This window comes from Mycobacterium kyorinense (assembly GCF_001672775.1).
Lineage (GTDB): Bacteria > Actinomycetota > Actinomycetes > Mycobacteriales > Mycobacteriaceae > Mycobacterium > Mycobacterium kyorinense_A.
Genome location: NZ_LZKJ01000197.1, coordinates 1 through 15,858, shown reverse-complemented (window position 1 = coordinate 15,858; position 15,858 = coordinate 1). Strand labels below are relative to the sequence as shown.

Sequence of the window (15,858 nt, the reverse complement as noted above, 5' to 3'; positions counted from 1 at the left end):
GCTTGGATGCTCGCCGCTATGGGTTGGGCGGCTGCCGGTGACCAGTGTAACGACCGAGTGCGGCCACACCGCCCGGAGCGCGCAATTCAGTGGGTGACGTCGCTGGTCGCCGCCATCGCCGCGCCGACGATTCCCGCTGTGTTCTGCAGGGCGGCGGCAACGACGGGTGTCCGGTTCTCGAGTAATGGCACCCATTTGTCAGCTTTGCGGCTGATTCCGCCGCCGGCGATGAACAAATCCGGCCAGAAAGCGTTCTCGAAAGCGACCAGTACTTTCGTCACCTGTTTCGCCCATTTCTTATAGCTCCAGCCGTGTTTGTCCCGTACCGACGATGCGGCGCGGTGTTCGGCTTCTTTGCCCCCGACCTCCAGGTGGCCGAATTCGGTGTTGGGCAGCAATATCCCGTTGTGGATGACCGCCGACCCGATTCCGGTGCCGAATGTGAGCAGCACCACCACGCCGGTTTTGTCCTTGCCCGCGCCGTATCGCTCCTCGGCCAGCCCGGCCGCATCTGCGTCGTTGAGGACGACGATTTCCTGGCCGTCCAACTCGCCGGCGATCACGTCGCGTGCGTTGGTCCCGATCCACGCCTTGTCCACATTCGCCGCGGTCTGCACGACGCCCTCGGTGACGACACCGGGATAGGTCACCCCCAGCGGGCCCGACCAGCCGAATTCGTTGACCACGGCGGCGATAGTCTTCGCGACGGCCGACGGGGTGGCCGGCTGTGGTGTGGGCAGCTTGAACCGGTCGCCGATGAGCTCGCCGGTGTCCAGATCGACGATCCCGCCCTTGATCCCGCTGCCGCCCACATCGACGCCGAAGCCGCGCCGCTGCGGCGTAGCGCCGGTCCCATCGGTTGCAGACGAAGCCGTGGTCGAGTCGCTATTGGTCATCGGATCTCCTCGGCGGGACGTGGCTGTCGCCCACACCCTAATGGGGATGACCCTGCCGCGGGGGTGGGCCAGCGACGATTGTGATGCGATAGAGCGGTGACGACACCTGACAACAGCCCTGCTCAGCTGCGTTCGGTGGCCGAAGCACTGGCTGTCGAAGCGGCCGAGTTCGTGCGCCGTCGTCGTGCGGAAGTGTTCGGCGCCGACGCGAATGCCTCGGCCGGCGAAGCGGTGCAGACCAAGTCCACCCCGACGGACCCAGTGACCGTCGTTGACACCGAAACCGAGCGATTGCTGCGTGATCGACTGTCGCAGCTGCGATCCGGCGATCCCATTCTCGGTGAGGAAGGCGGCGGGCCGGCCGACCCGGCCCCCAGCTGTGCCGACACGGTCACCTGGGTACTGGATCCGATCGACGGCACGGTGAACTTCGTCTACGGCATCCCGGCCTACGCGGTCTCGGTGGCCGCGCAGGTCGACGGCGTGTCGGTCGCCGGCGCGGTCGCCGACGTCGTCGGTGCTCAGGTGTATTCGGCCGGCATCGGGCTCGGGGCGCACCTGACCGACCGGCAGGGCACCCGTCGGCTGCGGTGCACTGCCGTCGACGATTTGTCGATGGCGCTGCTGGGCACCGGGTTTGGCTATTCCAGGCGGCGCCGCACAGCCCAGGCTGCGCTGGTGGACCGGATGCTGCCGGTGGTGCGCGATGTGCGCCGCATCGGTTCTGCCGCATTGGATTTGTGCATGGTCGCGGCGGGCCGGTTGGACGCTTACTACGAGCATGGGCTCCACGTGTGGGATTGCGCGGCCGGAGCGTTGATCGCCGCCGAGGCCGGCGCCCGGGTGCTGCTGCCGGAACCGGGCGCGTCAGCCGGCAGCGCCGGGCTGGTGATGGCGGCCGCGCCGGGGGTCGCGGACGAATTGCTCGCTGCGCTCGACCGATTCGGTGGCCTGGCGCCGATCCAAGACTGAGATCTGCGATCAGCAGCTGTTGGCGTGGATCTTCGACAGCAGCGCGGGATCTGGCGGTTCACCGGGCCCTGGCCGTAAACCGGCGAGCACCGCTTCGATGTCATCGCTGTGGGCCAAGGCGGTGAAGTCGGTGCCCAATGCCAGATCGACAGAGTCGTCGGCGCGGTCGTCGCGGAACAACTCGGTGCATGGCGCTACCACCCACAGGGCGGCCGCCGCAGCCTGGCCGACCTCGCCGAAGCGGATCTGGCCCTGGCAGGCCAGTCGGGTGTTGGCATAGATCGGGTCGTTGGCGGCGGTCGGCTGGGCGAAGCCCAGGTCGCGTAGCGCGCCCGCCACGTCGCCGGCCTGACCGCCGCGCCCGCTGGCGTTGAGCACCCGAATCTTGGTATCGGCCAATTTGGCCGGGGTGACGTTGATCATTGTGCTGTACGGGACCGGCTCACCCAGCCGCGGTTGCGCCGGATCGGTCTGCTGCGGTGGGGGATTGCAGATCGCGACCTCATGGACGTCGGATGGACGGGTCAGCGCAATGGTCCAGATGAAGCCGGTTGCCACCACCAGAAAAGCCAGCAGGAACATAGCGGGCCGGATGTTGCGGCGGCGAAAGGGGCGACCATGTTTGTCGAACGCGGTGCCTTGGGTGATTTGCGCGACCACGGGAGCACTCTAGCGGCGATCACAAGCGCGGCGTAGCCGGGCGCGGTGGGTCGCCGCCGTCGAGGCTAGCGGCGATCACAAGCGCGGCGTAGCCGGGCGCGGTGGGTCGCCGCCGTCGAGGCGAGCGGCGATCGCAATGTGATGTTTAGAACGAGATAGCGCGGTCAAGATAGGTGTGTGACGTAAATCACACTTGAACAGACCGGGTTACGGGCACGAATCGTTTGGCGGATGCGTTCGACGCTGGTACAAAGCGTTGCTTGCAGGGTTTATGAGGGGAGCGAGGGGAAAGGCCGATGGCTACCGACTATGACGCCCCACGGCGCACCGAGACGGATGACGTTTCCGAGGATTCGTTAGAGGAGCTCAAAGCGCGGCGCAACGAAGCGGCGTCGGCTGTGGTTGACGTTGATGAATCCGAGTCCGCTGAGTCGTTCGAACTGCCTGGCGCCGACTTGTCCGGCGAAGAGCTGTCAGTTCGGGTTGTTCCCAAGCAAGCTGACGAGTTCACCTGCTCGAGCTGCTTTCTGGTGCAACACCGCAGTCGGCTGGCCAGCGAGAAGAACGGCGTGATGATCTGTACCGACTGCGCGGCCTGAGCGGGTTGGGTCAGCTCCGCAATGCTGACAACACCCGCTGCGGGTGCCGGCAGCTCACCAACCAATACGGCGTCGGGTCGTCGGGGTCGTCGAGAACGACCAACACCATGGGGCCGACCCAGCCGCGATGCAGGACATAGGCGGCCGGATCGAGCTGGCGCCCTAACGCCGCCGACTTGGCTGAGCGCGGGATCTCCGCGGAACGGGCGATCGCGGTGACAGGCAGATGTGCCTCACCGGCCCACAGCTCGACGCTGTCGTCGGTCGCGGTGACCCGAATCTCCATTCGACCCAGCCACAGCAACGCTCCGGCGGCCACCGCGAACAGAACCGCAAACGGTAACCAGTCGGGCAGCGTGGGCACGCCGTGGTTGACCTCCAATGCAATGAGAGCTGCCGCGGCGAAACCCATCGGCCACCACCACCATGGCACCCATAAATGTTCGCGATACCGCACACTTTGCGGCGCGACGCGCGTACCCGACACGCGGTCAAGGGTAGTCTGTGCCCCCGTGTCGACCAGTCTGGCGATCGTCCGCCTCGATCCGGAGCTTCCACTGCCCAGTCGCGCTCACGAGGGTGACGCCGGTGTCGACCTCTACAGCGCCGAAGACGTCGAATTGGCACCCGGTCAGCGCGCTTTGGTGCGCACCGGCATCGCAGTGGCTATCCCGTTCGGAATGGTCGGGCTGGTGCATCCCCGTTCCGGACTAGCTGCGCGAGCGGGACTTTCGATCGTCAATAGTCCCGGGACCATCGACGCCGGCTATCGCGGGGAGATCAAGGTCGCGTTGATCAATCTCGATCCTGCGGCTCCGATTCTGCTGCACCGCGGCGACCGCATCGCCCAGCTGCTGGTGCAACGAGTGGAGTTGGTCGAACTGATGGAGGTGGCGTCGTTCGACGAGGCCGGCCTGGCCGGCACCTCCCGCGGCGACGGCGGTCACGGCTCCTCCGGCGGGCATGCGAGTTTGTGAGCACGGGCGAGGATGCTGAGGGGAGAGTGCAATGAGGTGGGGGTACCTCCCGGTTGCGGGAGAGAGCGGCGCTTGTAATGGCATTCGGTAAACGCAAACCCCACGATGAACCGGCCGAGGCGGAGGTGGCGGTCCCGGTGCAAAAACCGGAGCCGACGGCGGCAGCCGAATCTGACGTCGAACTCGACGGCCCGTTCGACATCGAGGATTTCGACGATCCGGCGGCAGCCGAAGTGGCCCGCCTGGATCTCGGCTCGGTGCTGATCCCGATGCCCGGGGACGGTCAGTTGCAAGTCGAGCTCACCGACACCGGCGTCCCGAGCGCGGTCTGGGTAGTGACGGTCAACGGCCGGTTCACCATCGCTGCCTATGCAGCGCCCAAGACGGCCGGGTTGTGGCGGGAAGTGGCCACCGAGCTCGCTGATTCACTGCGCAAAGACGGCGCCAAAGTAAGCATTCAGGACGGTCCTTGGGGCCGGGAAGTGGTCGGCAGTGCGGCCGGCGAGGTGCGGTTCATCGGAGTCGACGGCTACCGCTGGATGATCCGCTGCGTGGTCAACGGTACGCACGAGACCATCAACGCGCTGACCGAGGAAGCGCGGGAAGCGTTGGCGGACACCGTCGTCCGTCGCGGCGATACGCCGCTACCGGTCCGGACACCGCTGGCCATTCAGTTGCCCGAGCCGATGGCAGCGCAGCTGCGGGAGGCCGCCGCCCAACAAGCGGCCGCGCAGCAAGATGACCCGGAACCGGCTGCCCGGCGCAGCGCCCAGGGGTCAGCCATGCAGCAATTGCGCAGCACCAGCACCGGAGGCTAAACGGCCCCCAGCGCCGCCACACAGGCGGCGCCCAGCGCAGCGGGGTCGGCGCCAATCTGCTCCAGCGTCACGGTGCGCAAGGCGGCTCGCGGCGCCGCGGCCGCCCATTGCTCGCCGACCTCGAGCGGATGGATCGGGTCGTCGATGGCCGCCGCCACCGCCAGGGGGGCCGCCAGACCCGCGAGCTCTGTACAGGTTGGTGCGACGTAGGCCGCCGCCTCGTCCATGGCGTCGGGCAGTTGGGGCCACTGGCCCAGCCAGGAGCGGGCAAGCTCGTCGCCTAGCCACGGCGGGCTGGATCCACGCATCTGCGCCGTCGTCGCGGCCAGGCCTTCGCGGCGGAGTTGCTGCGCGGAATGCCGCGCCGCGTGCGCGGCCGGCGCATCGTCGGGTGCACCCGCCCAGGCGGGCAGCGCGGCCAGCACCGCTACTGCGCGATCGGCATGCGCCAGTGCCCATGCGGCGGCCACGGCGGCGCCGATCGAAACACCGCCGACGGCGATCGGCCCGCCGCGCGCCGCGTCGTCCAAGGCAGCGAGGTATCCCCGCACCAGGCCAGCCGGCTCCGGGGGCGGCGTCACCATCAGCGCCCCGGCGGCACGTAACGGGCCGCTGAAGGCCCGCCGGATGTAGTCGTCGTCGGATCCGGTGCCGGGCAGCACGACGGCCGGCACACCGCTCAAGTCGACGGTCACAGGTTGATATTGCCTGGCATCCGCGGGGTATCCATCCGACACCCCAGGCGCTGCGTGGCGTTGAGGAACCAACGGGTCTACGGTGTCCGTTGGTATAGCAGGGTTTGGTTTCGGCCGCCATACGCGGATTGGTTCCCGCGGGAAGCGATCGAAGTGATCAGAAGAGGTGATGGCGACGCCCGAAGGCTTACTGCGCCGGCTCACTCGGCGCTTGACAGAGGACCCCGAGCAGCGCGACGTCGAGGAGTTGTCCGACGAGGCAACCAACACCGGCGCACAGCGCGCGATTGACTGCCGTCGCGGCCAAGAGGTCACGATGGTGGGCACGCTGCGCAGCGTGGAAGCCAACGCCAAGGGCTGCGCGGGTGGGGTTCGCGCGGAGTTGTTCGACGGCACCGACACCGTCACGCTGGTGTGGCTGGGGCAGCGCCGTATTCCGGGCATCGACTTGGGCCGCATGCTGCGAGTGCGGGGCCGCCTGGGCAAGTTGGACAACGGCACCAAGGCGATCTACAACCCGCATTACGAAATTCAGCGCTGAGATGCGACGCGACGGGCGGGGATGACGATGGCAGATAACCGCACCGGCGGCGCCGAACGGGTGATGGCACACCTGGGCGGTGTGAGCGGAATGGTCTATTCTTCGCTGCCTGTCGTGGTGTTCGTCATCGTGTCCGGCGTGTCGGGGGTGGTGCAGGCCACCGGCGCGGCGCTGGTGGTGGCCGCCCTCATCCTGCTGTGGCGACTGGTCCGGGGGGAGTCCACCCGACCGGCGGTCTCCGGGTTCATCGGCGTTGTGATCTGTGCGGCAATCGCCTACGCGCTCGGGGAGTCCAAGGGTTATTTCCTGCTGGGCATCTGGGTGTCGCTGGTGTGGGCGACAGTCTTCGCGGTGTCCGTGCTGATCCGCCGACCCGTTGTGGGCTACTTGTGGAGCTGGTGGGCCGGCGACGACCGCAGCTGGCGTGATGTGCGTCGCGCCGTCTACGCCTTCGATCTCGCGACCCTGACCTGGGTGCTGGTCTTCGGGGCCCGTTTTGTGGTGCAGCGGTTGCTTTACGACGCCGACGAGACCGGCTGGTTGGGCGTCGCCCGGATCGCAATGGGCTTGCCGCTGACCGCTGTGGCTGCCGTGGTGACCTATCTGGCGATCAAGGCGGCGCAGCGCGCAGCCAGTCCCGTTCTGGTCAGTGTGCGGGCAGAAGCAGCTGGCGCAGCTCCGCCTCCACCTCAGTAACGGCGACGAACAACAACTCGTCGCCGCCCTCCAGCGGTTCGTCGCCCTGCGGGACGATGACTCGCGGCCCGCGCAGGATCGTCACCAGCGCCGCATCACGCGGCAGGTCCAGTTTTCGTACCGGCTTGCCGCCCCACGGTGTGTCGTCGGGCAACGTGATCTCGACGAGGTTGGCCTGGCCCTTACGGAATTCCATCAGCCGCACCAGATCTCCGACGGCGACGGCCTCTTCGACCAGGGAGGCCAGCATCCGCGGGGTGGACACCGCGACGTCGACGCCCCAGGCGTCGGTGAAAAGCCATTCATTGCGCGGATCGTTGACCCTGGCCACCACCCGCGGTACCGCGAACTCGGTTTTGGCCAGCAGGCTCAAGACCACGTTGGCCTTGTCGTCACCGGTAGCGGCGATGACGACGTCGAAGTCCTCGAGGTGGATCGATTCCAGCAGACTCAACTCGCACGCATCGCCCAGCCGCCAGTGCGCAGCGGGGATGGCATCGACATCGAGGTGTTCGGGGTTGCGCTCGATCAGGCTGACTTCGTGGCCACTTTCGATGAGTTCCCGCGCGATCGAGCGGCCCACCGCGCCGGCGCCGGCAATCGCGACCTTCATTTGCGCCACTCTCCCCCGCGAGCGGGGGGACCCCCACAACCCCGAGTTATGTCGTCGTTTTCAACGCCAACTCCGCCGGCGTCTTCGTCGTCGACGCGCTTCATAACTCTTCGCTCGGCGGCAGAGCGGCGATCGCCACCGCCTCGGCGGCGCGCCCGGAGATCGCGGCCACATAGACCTGATCGCCGGCCTGAATGACCGTCTTCGGTTCGGGCAGCAATCCGCTGCCGAACCGGATCAAGAACGCCACCCGGGCGCCCGTCGCGGTTTCCAGATCGGTGAGCCGATGTCCCACCCAGTCCTCGTGCAACACCACTTCGACGACGGCGACGGTGCCGGTCGGGTCGCGCCACTTGCTGGTTTCGGTCTCCCGGGTGAGCGCGTTGAGGAGGCGATCGGTAGTCCACGGCACGGTGGCGATCGTGGGGATGCCGAGCCGCTCGTAGACCGCCGCGCGTTTGGCGTCGTAGATCCGTGCCACCACGCGCTGTACGCCGAAGGTTTCCCGGGCCAGCCGCGCCGAGATGATGTTGGAGTTGTCACCGGATGACACCGCGGCAAAGGCGTCAGTCTCCTCGATGCCCGCCCGCAGCAGCACATCACGGTCGAAACCCAGGCCCAAGACCCGCTCACCGGCGAAATCCGGGCTGAGCCGGTTGAAGGCAGTCCCGTCACGGTCGATGACCGCGACATCGTGGCCGATCCGGGACAGGCCGTCGGCCACCGAAGACCCGACCCGGCCGCACCCCATCACCACTACCCGCACCTGAGGTCCTTTCGGCTGCGTTCTGCTCGTCTACGGAACGCTACCGCCAATCGCCGGTGGGCTTACTCTTGGCTCTCGTGTCCAAACTTTCGACGGCCGCGCGCCGGTTGGTGCTGGGTCGGCCGTTTCGCAGCGACCGGCTGAGCCATACCCTGCTGCCGAAGCGGGTCGCGCTGCCGGTGTTCGCCTCGGATGCGCTGTCCTCGGTGGCGTACGCCCCCGAGGAAGTCTTTCTCATGCTGTCAGTGGCCGGCCTGGCGGCGTATTCGCTGACACCGTGGATCGGGCTGGCGGTGGCGGCGGTCATGTTGATCGTGGTGGCCAGCTACCGGCAGAACGTGCACGCCTACCCGTCCGGCGGCGGTGACTATGAAGTGGTCACCACTAACTTGGGCGCGAATGCGGGCTTGACCGTTGCCGCCGCGCTGATGGTGGATTACGTTCTGACCGTTGCTGTTTCGACGGCGTCGGCCATGTCGAACATCGGCTCGGCGATTCCGTTCATCGCCGATCACAAAGTGCTGTTCTGCGTCATCGCGATTCTGTTGGTAATGGCGATGAACCTGCGTGGTGTCCGCGAGTCCGGGGTGGCGTTCGCCATTCCCACCTACGCGTTCATCATCGGTCTCGGCATCATGCTGGTTTGGGGGCTGTTCCGGATTTACGTGCTCGGCGATCCACTACAGGCCGAATCAGCCGGTTTCGACATGCGCGCCGAACACGGCCAGATCGTCGGATTCGCACTGGTTTTCCTGGTCGCCCGGTCGTTTTCCTCAGGGTGCGCGGCCTTGACCGGTGTGGAGGCGATCAGCAACGGGGTGCCGGCATTCCGGAAGCCGAAGTCACGCAACGCCGCAACGACTCTGCTGATGCTGGGCATGATCGCGGTCAGCCTGCTGATGGGCATCGTCGTGCTGGCCGACAAGACCGGGGTCAAGATCGTCGACGATCCGGCGCGTCAACTGATCGGTACCCCCGAGAACTACCAACAGAAAACCCTCGTCGCCCAAATTGCCCAAGCGGTGTTCGGCAGCTTTCAGATCGGTTTCCTGCTCATCACCGTGGTGACCGCGCTCATCTTGGTGCTGGCGGCCAATACCGCATTCAACGGCTTCCCCGTGTTGGGTTCGGTGCTCGCCCAACACAGCTATCTGCCGCGCCAGCTGCACACCCGCGGTGACCGGTTGGCTTTCTCCAACGGCATTTTGTTCTTGTCCGCGGCGGCTCTGGCCGCGATCATCCTGTTCCGCGCGCAGGTGACTGCCCTGATCCAGCTCTACATCGTCGGGGTGTTCTGGTCCTTCACGCTCAGCCAGATCGGCATGGTGCGGCACTGGACGCGGTTGCTGCGCAACGAAACTGAGCCAGCGGCCCGGCGCAAGATGATGCGCTCACGGGTGGTCAACACGATCGGCCTGGTTTCCACCGGAACGGTGCTGTGCGTCGTGGTGGTCACCAAGTTCGCCGCCGGCGCCTGGATCGCGGTCGTCGCAATGACTGCGCTGTTCTTGGTCATGAAGTTGATCCGCAAGCACTACGACGCGGTCAGCCGGGAACTGCAGCAGCAGGCCGCCGAGAACGAGGGTGTGGTGTTGCCCAGCCGCAACCACGCCCTGGTGCTGGTGTCGAAATTGCATCTGCCGACTCTGCGGGCACTGGCCTATGCGCGGGCAACACGTCCCGACGTTTTGGAGGCCGTCACGGTCAGCGTCGACGACGTCGAAACGCGTGAGCTGGTCAGCAAATGGGAGGGCAGCGATATCAGTGTGCCGCTCAAGGTGATCGCCTCGCCCTACCGCGAGGTCACTCGCCCGGTGCTCGAGTACGTCAAGCGAGTCAGCAAGGAGTCGCCGCGCACTGTGGTGACCGTGTTCATTCCGGAGTATGTCGTGGGCCATTGGTGGGAACAGGTGCTGCACAACCAGAGTGCGTTGCGGCTCAAAGGGCGGTTGCTGTTCATGCCGGGCGTGATGGTGACTTCTGTTCCATGGCAACTGTCTTCGTCGGAGCGGCTCAAGACGTTGCAGCCGCACATCGCTCCCGGAGACGCTCGGCGGGGAATCTTCGATTGACCGAGCTCACGCTGACGGTCGGTGCGCCGGCGAACGGAGGCAGCTGTGTGGCCCGGCATGACGGTCGGGTGGTGTTCGTCCGTTATGCGCTGCCGGGTGAGCGGGTTCGGGTGCGGGTCACCGCCGAGCGGGGTTCCTACTGGCACGCCGAGACCATCGAGGTGCTGGAGGCTTCGCAGCACCGGATCGCGTCCTTGTGCCCGATCGCCGGGGTCGACGGGGCCGGTTGTTGCGATTTGGCATTCGCCGAACCGGAGGCCGCGCGGGTGCTCAAGGGTGAGGTGGTGGCCAATCAGCTGGCGCGCCTGGGCGATCAGCAGTGGTGCGGTGCGGCCGAAGCGCTTTCGGCGACCGGCCCGACGGGGTGGCGCACAAGGGTCCGGCTGGCGGTGGACGCCGACGGTCACGCCGGTTTTCATCGTTACCGCAGCGACGAGGTAATCACCGATATTCGTTGTGCGCAGCTGATTCCCGGGATGGTCGACGGTCTGGCCGCCGCGAGTTGGCCGCCGGCCGCGCAACTGCATGTGGCCGTTGACGACGATGCGCAGCGTCATGTGGTGTGCACCGCACGGCAGGGCCGGCGCACCGCGACCGATGTGGTCGAGGGCAGCTACCAGGCCGTGCAGCGGGCCGGTGAGCGCGGCTGGAAGGTGCCGGTCACCGCGTTCTGGCAGGCCCACCGCGACGCAGCGCGGTTCTACAGCTCGTTGGTCGCCGACTGGGCGCAGCTCGGTGCCGGCCAGACCGCGTGGGATCTCTACGGCGGCGCAGGCGTTTTCGCAGCCGTGCTGGGGGAGGCGGTGGGTGAGTCGGGGCGGGTGGTGAGCGTCGACACCTCCCGGGCAGCATCGCGCGCCGCCCGAGCCGCGTTATCCGACCTGCCCCACATCAGTGTGGTCAACGATTCGGTGCGCCGGGCGGTGGCCACACAACCGACCCGCGCCGACGTGGCGGTGCTGGATCCGCCGCGTGCAGGCGCGGGCCGCGACGTCATCGACCTGCTGGCTGGCGCCGATGTGCCTCGAGTGGTGCACATCGGCTGTGAGGCAGCGTCTTTCGCGCGCGACATTGGCTTGTACCGAGGCCACGGCTACGCCGTCGAGAAGATCCGCGTGTTCGATTCGTTCCCGCTGACCCACCACGTCGAGTGCGCCGCGCTACTGACCCGCTGACGGCGAACGGGTTGGCCGCGAGGGTGCATAGAATGCCGGATTCAGCGGCGCGTCGGCGTACAAACACGCACGTTCGCGGTGGAAGTTACGCCGTCACCCGAACACGAAATAGCGCAACCACAAATAGAGCGCCGAGAGCGCGACCGACATCGTGGTCACGACCAGGCCCTTGCGAGTGAACTCCCAGAACGAGATCGGATTGTCAGCGCGGCGGGCGATGCCGAGCATGACGACGTTGGCGCTGGCGCCCACCGCGGTCAGGTTGCCACCGAAGTCGGCCCCCAACGCCAGCGCCCACCACAACGCGTCGGGGTGGGGCTGATCCGGCATGGCCGCGGCCAGCCCGGCGACGATCGGCGTCATCGTGGCGACGTAGGGAATGTTGTCGATGATCCCGGACACCGGCGCCGACACCCCCAGGATCAGCATCACGGTCAGCAACGCGTTGCCGCCGGTCGCCTCAGTGGCCGCGCGGGCCAGATCCTCGACCACGCCGGTCTTCACCAGCGCGCCGACCATGACGAACAACCCGGCGAAGAACAGCAGGGTCTCCCACTCGACATTGGACAGGTAGTCGGAGCGCTCCAACCCCGAGATCACCACCAGCACACCGGCGCCCAACAGCGCCACCGTCGAGGGCTCCACGTGCAGCGGGGTATGCGCGACGAACGCGGCGAAGACGGCGGCCAGCACCACGCCGCATTTGGTCAGCAGCGCCGGGTCGCGAATGGCTTCGCGTTCCTCCAGCGACATCACGTCGGCGACTCGCTGCGCATCCACCGTGAACGAGCCCCGAAACAGCAGCGGCAGCAGGACGATGAACACCGCGGTGACTATGAGAACGATCGGCGTCATGTGCGCCAGGAACGCGTTGAACGACAAGCCGGCGCGGCTGGCGATGATGATGTTGGGCGGGTCGCCGACCAGGGTCGCGGCGCCACCGATGTTCGACGCGAACACCTCGGCCAGAAGGAACGGCGCGGCGTTGATCGCCAGCCGATCGCAGACCAACAGCGTCACCGGTGCGATCAACAACACGGTGGTGACGTTGTCCAGCAGTGCAGAGGCGAACGCCGTCACCAATACCAGCAGAATCATGATGCGCAACGGCGAGCCATTTGCGCGCTTGGCCGACCAGATCGCGATGTATTCGAAAACGCCGGTCTGCCGCAGGATGCTGACGATGATCATCATGCCGAGCAGCAGAAAGATGACATCCCAGTCGATTCCGGTTTCCCGGGAGTAGAAGATGTCGTCGGAGCTGATCACCGGCAGCGCGACGATGACTCCCGCGCCGGCGAGCGCTACCAGTGTCTTGTTGACGCGGTCACTGGCGATAAGCGCATAGGCGAGCGCGAATACCGTGATCGCAATGACAGTCATCGGTTGGCGGCGCCCATAGTGCACTCCCGGTCGCAGGACATCTCACGCCGACCAGGCTTCCCGGCACACCGGTGCTCACGCTATCAGTCGGCGGGTCGCCTCAGTGTTGCAGCGCTGCGGCCAGCAACCGCGATGCGGTGATCACCCCGTGCAACTCGCCGTCTTTGACGACCGCGATCAGCGGGCTTCGCAGCCGCGCCATCGTGGTGGCCACCTCGATGATCGTGTCGTCGGCGTTGGCGGCCGGCACCTTGAGCAGGTGGTCCGGCAATACGTCACCGACGGTTTTGCCGCCCAGCTTGTCGGCCGCGCGGTCGGCCATGGATTCGTTGAGCACCCCGGCCAGCGACGGGTCGTCCTGTACATACCGCGGCACGATGAAGCGGACCACCTGCGAGGCCGGCAGCACGGCATAGGGCCTACCGTCGGTGTCGGTGACCACGATGCCGGGCAGTCGATGCTCGGCCAGCAGCCGGGCCACCTCCAGCGCGTCGGAGTCGATGGTTACCACCGGAAACTCTTCGGCGATCTCCTCGGCGTGCACACCACGACCGTACGTCGTTTCGGGCCGCCTCGGCGCGCCGCACGCCGGGAGAGCAGGCGCTGGCGTGCGTAGGATGGCGGGATGCTTGAACAGATCCGCGGGCCCGCTGATCTGCAGCACCTTTCCCAGTTGGAATTGCGCGATCTGGCTCACGAGATTCGTGAGTTTTTGATCCACAAGGTCGCGGCCACCGGGGGGCATCTGGGGCCTAACCTCGGCGTCGTCGAGCTGACGCTGGCGCTGCATCGGGTGTTCGACTCGCCGCACGATCCGATCGTCTTCGACACCGGTCACCAGGCTTACGTGCACAAGATGCTGACCGGCCGGGCTGCCGACTTCGAGACGCTGCGCAAAAAAGGCGGGCTGTCGGGTTATCCGTCCCGCGCCGAAAGCGAGCACGACTGGGTGGAGTCCAGCCACGCCAGTGCCGCCCTGTCGTACGCCGACGGGCTGGCCAAGGCCTTCGAGCTGGCCGGGCACCGCAACCGGCACGTCGTCGCGGTGGTGGGCGACGGCGCGCTCACCGGTGGGATGTGCTGGGAGGCGCTGAACAATATCGCCGCAGCACGCCGCCCGGTGATCGTCGTCGTCAACGACAACGGCCGCAGCTACGCTCCGACCTTCGGCGGCCTCGCCAATCACCTGGCCGCGCTGCGGCTGCAGCCGAAGTATGAGCAACTGCTGAACCGGGGCCGCGCCACCGTGCGCGGCATGCCCGTCATCGGCGAGTTGGTCTACCACTTCATGCACAGCGTCAAAGCTGGCGTCAAGGACGCGTTGTCGCCGCAATTGCTGTTCACCGACCTCGGGCTGAAGTATGTCGGGCCGGTCGACGGTCACGACGAACATGCCGTGGAGACGGCGCTGCGCAGCGCCCGCGGGTTCGGCGGCCCGGTCCTTGTGCACGTCGCCACCGGCAAGGGGCACGGCTACGGGCCGGCCGAGGCCGATGAGGCCGAACAGATGCATTCCTGCGGCGTCATCGACCCGGTGACCGGGTTGGCCACGAAGGTGCCGGGACCGGGCTGGACGGCAGCGTTCTCCGAGGCGCTGATCGAGTTGGGCGCCAAACGCCGCGACGTGGTCGCGATCACCGCGGCCATGCCGGGCCCCACCGGGCTGACGGCGTTCGGGCAGCGTTTCCCCGACCGGTTGTTCGACGTCGGCATCGCCGAGCAGCACGCGATTACCTCGGCGGCCGGTCTGGCCATGGGCGGCTTGCACCCGGTGGTAGCGATCTACTCGACGTTCCTCAACCGGGCGTTCGACCAGATCATGATGGACGTGGCACTGCACAAGCTGCCCGTCACGATGGTGCTCGACCGGGCCGGGGTCACCGGTCCCGACGGCGCCAGCCACAACGGGATGTGGGATCTGTCGATGCTGGGCATCGTGCCCGGTATCCGGGTGGCCGCACCCCGAGACGCCGTCCGGCTGCGCGAAGAACTGGGCGAAGCCCTCGACGTCGACGACGGTCCCACTGCCATCAGGTTCCCCAAAGGGGATGTGGGCGAGGACATTCCGGCCGTCGAGCGGCGCTCAGGGATCGATGTGCTCGCGCTGCCGACCGAGGGGCTGAACCACGACGTGCTGCTGGTGGCGGTCGGGGCTTTTGCGTCGATGGCATTGACGGTGGCCGAGCGGCTGCGTAACCAGGGCATCGGCGTGACGGTGATCGACCCGCGGTGGGTGCTGCCGGTTTCTGATGTGGTGCGCGACTTGGCGGTGGCCCACAAGCTCGTCGTCACGCTGGAGGACAACGGTGTGGCCGGCGGGGTCGGTTCGGCGGTCTCGGCGGCGTTGCGGCGCGCGGAGATCGACGTGCCGTGCCGCGACGTCGGGCTGCCGCAGCAATTCTTCGACCACGCCTCCCGTGGCGAGGTCCTCGCCGAGGTGGGCCTGACCGATCAGGACGTGGCACGCCAGATCACGGGCTGGGTGGCGGCGTTGGGCAGCTCGGTCACCGAGGCCGAGATCCGCGAGCACCTGGACTAGGTCTGACGCTGCAAATGAGCTGCTCCCGGCCGGATATCGGACCGCCGGTGCCGCTGCTGCGGATCTTCGACGTCGCCGGCGCGCTGGCAGAACCTCAACTGGTTGCCGAACGGATCAACGACGGTCATCGTCGGCCCGCCGGGGGCGTCGTTCTCGATCCCCGGCCTGGAGTAACCGTGACGCCGGCCGATCAGCTCGGCGTGCAGCGCGTCGACGTCACCGACCGGAATCCACAGCACGGTGTTGGGACTGCCGTCGCCGTAGTGCTCAGTGAGGTGCAGCACCACATCCGACCTGCTCACCTGGATATAGGCGGGCAGGTCGGGCTCGAAGCGATGTTCCCAGTCGCGGCGAAAACCGAGGTAATCACAGTAGAACTCCAGCGCGCCGGCGACGTCGAAGATCCGCAGCAGCGGCACCGGCGGTCCGATATCCGGCCGGGAGCAGCTCATTTGC

The 15,858-nt window shown here is 66.9% G+C and carries 18 protein-coding genes; 9 read left to right on the top strand and 9 right to left on the bottom strand.

Annotated elements, in window-relative coordinates; translation table 11 throughout:
* Positions 1-86: 86 nt before the first annotated feature.
* Complete coding sequence (gene ppgK / locus A5707_RS20780; protein ID WP_065016317.1) at positions 87-896, bottom strand: polyphosphate--glucose phosphotransferase; 810 nt, start codon at positions 894-896, stop codon at positions 87-89.
* Between the two features lie 96 nt (positions 897-992).
* Between ppgK and A5707_RS20775 the strand changes: the two genes are divergently transcribed.
* Positions 993-1,868, top strand: a complete 876-nt coding sequence (locus tag A5707_RS20775) for an inositol monophosphatase family protein (protein ID WP_065016316.1) — start codon at positions 993-995, stop codon at positions 1,866-1,868.
* Between the two features lie 9 nt (positions 1,869-1,877).
* Here A5707_RS20775 and cei read toward each other — a convergent pair whose 3' ends face one another.
* Positions 1,878-2,528 carry an envelope integrity protein Cei gene (gene cei, locus A5707_RS20770; protein ID WP_065016315.1) on the bottom strand — a complete coding sequence of 217 codons (651 nt, stop codon included), beginning with the start codon at positions 2,526-2,528 and terminating at the stop codon, positions 1,878-1,880.
* 296 nt (positions 2,529-2,824) lie between these two features.
* Here cei and A5707_RS20765 point away from each other — a divergent pair, with 296 nt between their 5' ends.
* Entirely contained in the window at positions 2,825-3,127 is a 303-nt protein-coding gene (locus A5707_RS20765) for a DUF4193 domain-containing protein (protein WP_045382353.1), read from the top strand.
* A gap of 10 nt (positions 3,128-3,137) precedes the next feature.
* On the opposite strand, the gene A5707_RS20760 is transcribed toward A5707_RS20765, so the two are convergent.
* On the bottom strand, positions 3,138-3,614 hold the full coding sequence (locus A5707_RS20760; protein WP_065016314.1) for a DUF3093 domain-containing protein: 477 nt from the start codon (positions 3,612-3,614) through the stop codon (positions 3,138-3,140).
* 25 nt (positions 3,615-3,639) lie between these two features.
* Between A5707_RS20760 and dut the strand changes: the two genes are divergently transcribed.
* Together dut and A5707_RS20750 are read left to right on the top strand one after the other, a co-directional pair.
* Positions 3,640-4,104 (top strand): dUTP diphosphatase, encoded by a 465-nt coding sequence (gene dut, locus A5707_RS20755; protein ID WP_065016313.1) that lies wholly within the window; start codon positions 3,640-3,642, stop codon positions 4,102-4,104.
* A 77-nt stretch (positions 4,105-4,181) separates the two neighbouring features.
* On the top strand, positions 4,182-4,922 hold the full coding sequence (locus A5707_RS20750; RefSeq protein WP_065016312.1) for a DUF3710 domain-containing protein: 741 nt from the start codon (positions 4,182-4,184) through the stop codon (positions 4,920-4,922).
* On the opposite strand, the gene A5707_RS20745 is transcribed toward A5707_RS20750, so the two are convergent.
* A complete protein-coding gene (locus A5707_RS20745; protein WP_065016311.1) occupies positions 4,919-5,617 on the bottom strand; it encodes a hypothetical protein in 699 nt (232 codons plus the stop codon). The genes A5707_RS20750 and A5707_RS20745 overlap by 4 nt on opposite strands.
* A 169-nt stretch (positions 5,618-5,786) precedes the next feature.
* Between A5707_RS20745 and A5707_RS20740 the strand changes: the two genes are divergently transcribed.
* Positions 5,787-6,158, top strand: coding sequence for an OB-fold nucleic acid binding domain-containing protein (locus A5707_RS20740; protein ID WP_065016310.1), 372 nt, complete (start codon positions 5,787-5,789; stop codon positions 6,156-6,158).
* Positions 6,159-6,185: 27 nt separating this feature from the next.
* Entirely contained in the window at positions 6,186-6,854 is a 669-nt protein-coding gene (locus A5707_RS20735) for a DUF3159 domain-containing protein (protein ID WP_065016403.1), read from the top strand.
* Here A5707_RS20735 and A5707_RS20730 read toward each other — a convergent pair.
* Together A5707_RS20730 and A5707_RS20725 are read right to left on the bottom strand one after the other, a co-directional pair.
* Positions 6,805-7,467, bottom strand: coding sequence for a potassium channel family protein (locus tag A5707_RS20730; RefSeq protein ID WP_065016309.1), 663 nt, complete (start codon positions 7,465-7,467; stop codon positions 6,805-6,807). The two genes, A5707_RS20735 and A5707_RS20730, sit on opposite strands and share 50 nt — an antisense overlap.
* Before the next feature lie 100 nt (positions 7,468-7,567).
* A complete protein-coding gene (locus A5707_RS20725) occupies positions 7,568-8,233 on the bottom strand; it encodes a potassium channel family protein (RefSeq protein WP_197495394.1) in 666 nt (221 codons plus the stop codon).
* A gap of 77 nt (positions 8,234-8,310) precedes the next feature.
* Here A5707_RS20725 and A5707_RS20720 point away from each other — a divergent pair, with 77 nt between their 5' ends.
* Positions 8,311-10,305: an APC family permease gene (locus tag A5707_RS20720; protein ID WP_065016307.1), complete on the top strand. Its 1,995-nt coding sequence runs from the start codon at positions 8,311-8,313 to the stop codon at positions 10,303-10,305.
* On the top strand, positions 10,302-11,480 hold the full coding sequence (locus A5707_RS20715) for a class I SAM-dependent RNA methyltransferase (protein ID WP_065016306.1): 1,179 nt from the start codon (positions 10,302-10,304) through the stop codon (positions 11,478-11,480). Before A5707_RS20720 ends, A5707_RS20715 begins: the two co-directional genes overlap by 4 nt.
* Positions 11,481-11,573: 93 nt before the next feature.
* On the opposite strand, the gene A5707_RS20710 is transcribed toward A5707_RS20715, so the two are convergent.
* Positions 11,574-12,863, bottom strand: a complete 1,290-nt coding sequence (locus tag A5707_RS20710) for an SLC13 family permease (protein ID WP_065016305.1) — start codon at positions 12,861-12,863, stop codon at positions 11,574-11,576.
* A 100-nt stretch (positions 12,864-12,963) separates the two neighbouring features.
* Positions 12,964-13,407 (bottom strand): CBS domain-containing protein, encoded by a 444-nt coding sequence (locus tag A5707_RS20705; protein WP_065016304.1) that lies wholly within the window; start codon positions 13,405-13,407, stop codon positions 12,964-12,966.
* A gap of 81 nt (positions 13,408-13,488) precedes the next feature.
* Here A5707_RS20705 and dxs point away from each other — a divergent pair, with 81 nt between their 5' ends.
* Positions 13,489-15,402: a 1-deoxy-D-xylulose-5-phosphate synthase gene (gene dxs, locus A5707_RS20700; protein WP_065016303.1), complete on the top strand. Its 1,914-nt coding sequence runs from the start codon at positions 13,489-13,491 to the stop codon at positions 15,400-15,402.
* Here the strand turns inward: dxs and A5707_RS24225 are convergent.
* Positions 15,399-15,854 carry a glyoxalase superfamily protein gene (locus A5707_RS24225; RefSeq protein WP_065016402.1) on the bottom strand — a complete coding sequence of 152 codons (456 nt, stop codon included), beginning with the start codon at positions 15,852-15,854 and terminating at the stop codon, positions 15,399-15,401. The genes dxs and A5707_RS24225 overlap by 4 nt on opposite strands.
* Between the last annotated feature and the right edge of the window lie 4 nt (positions 15,855-15,858).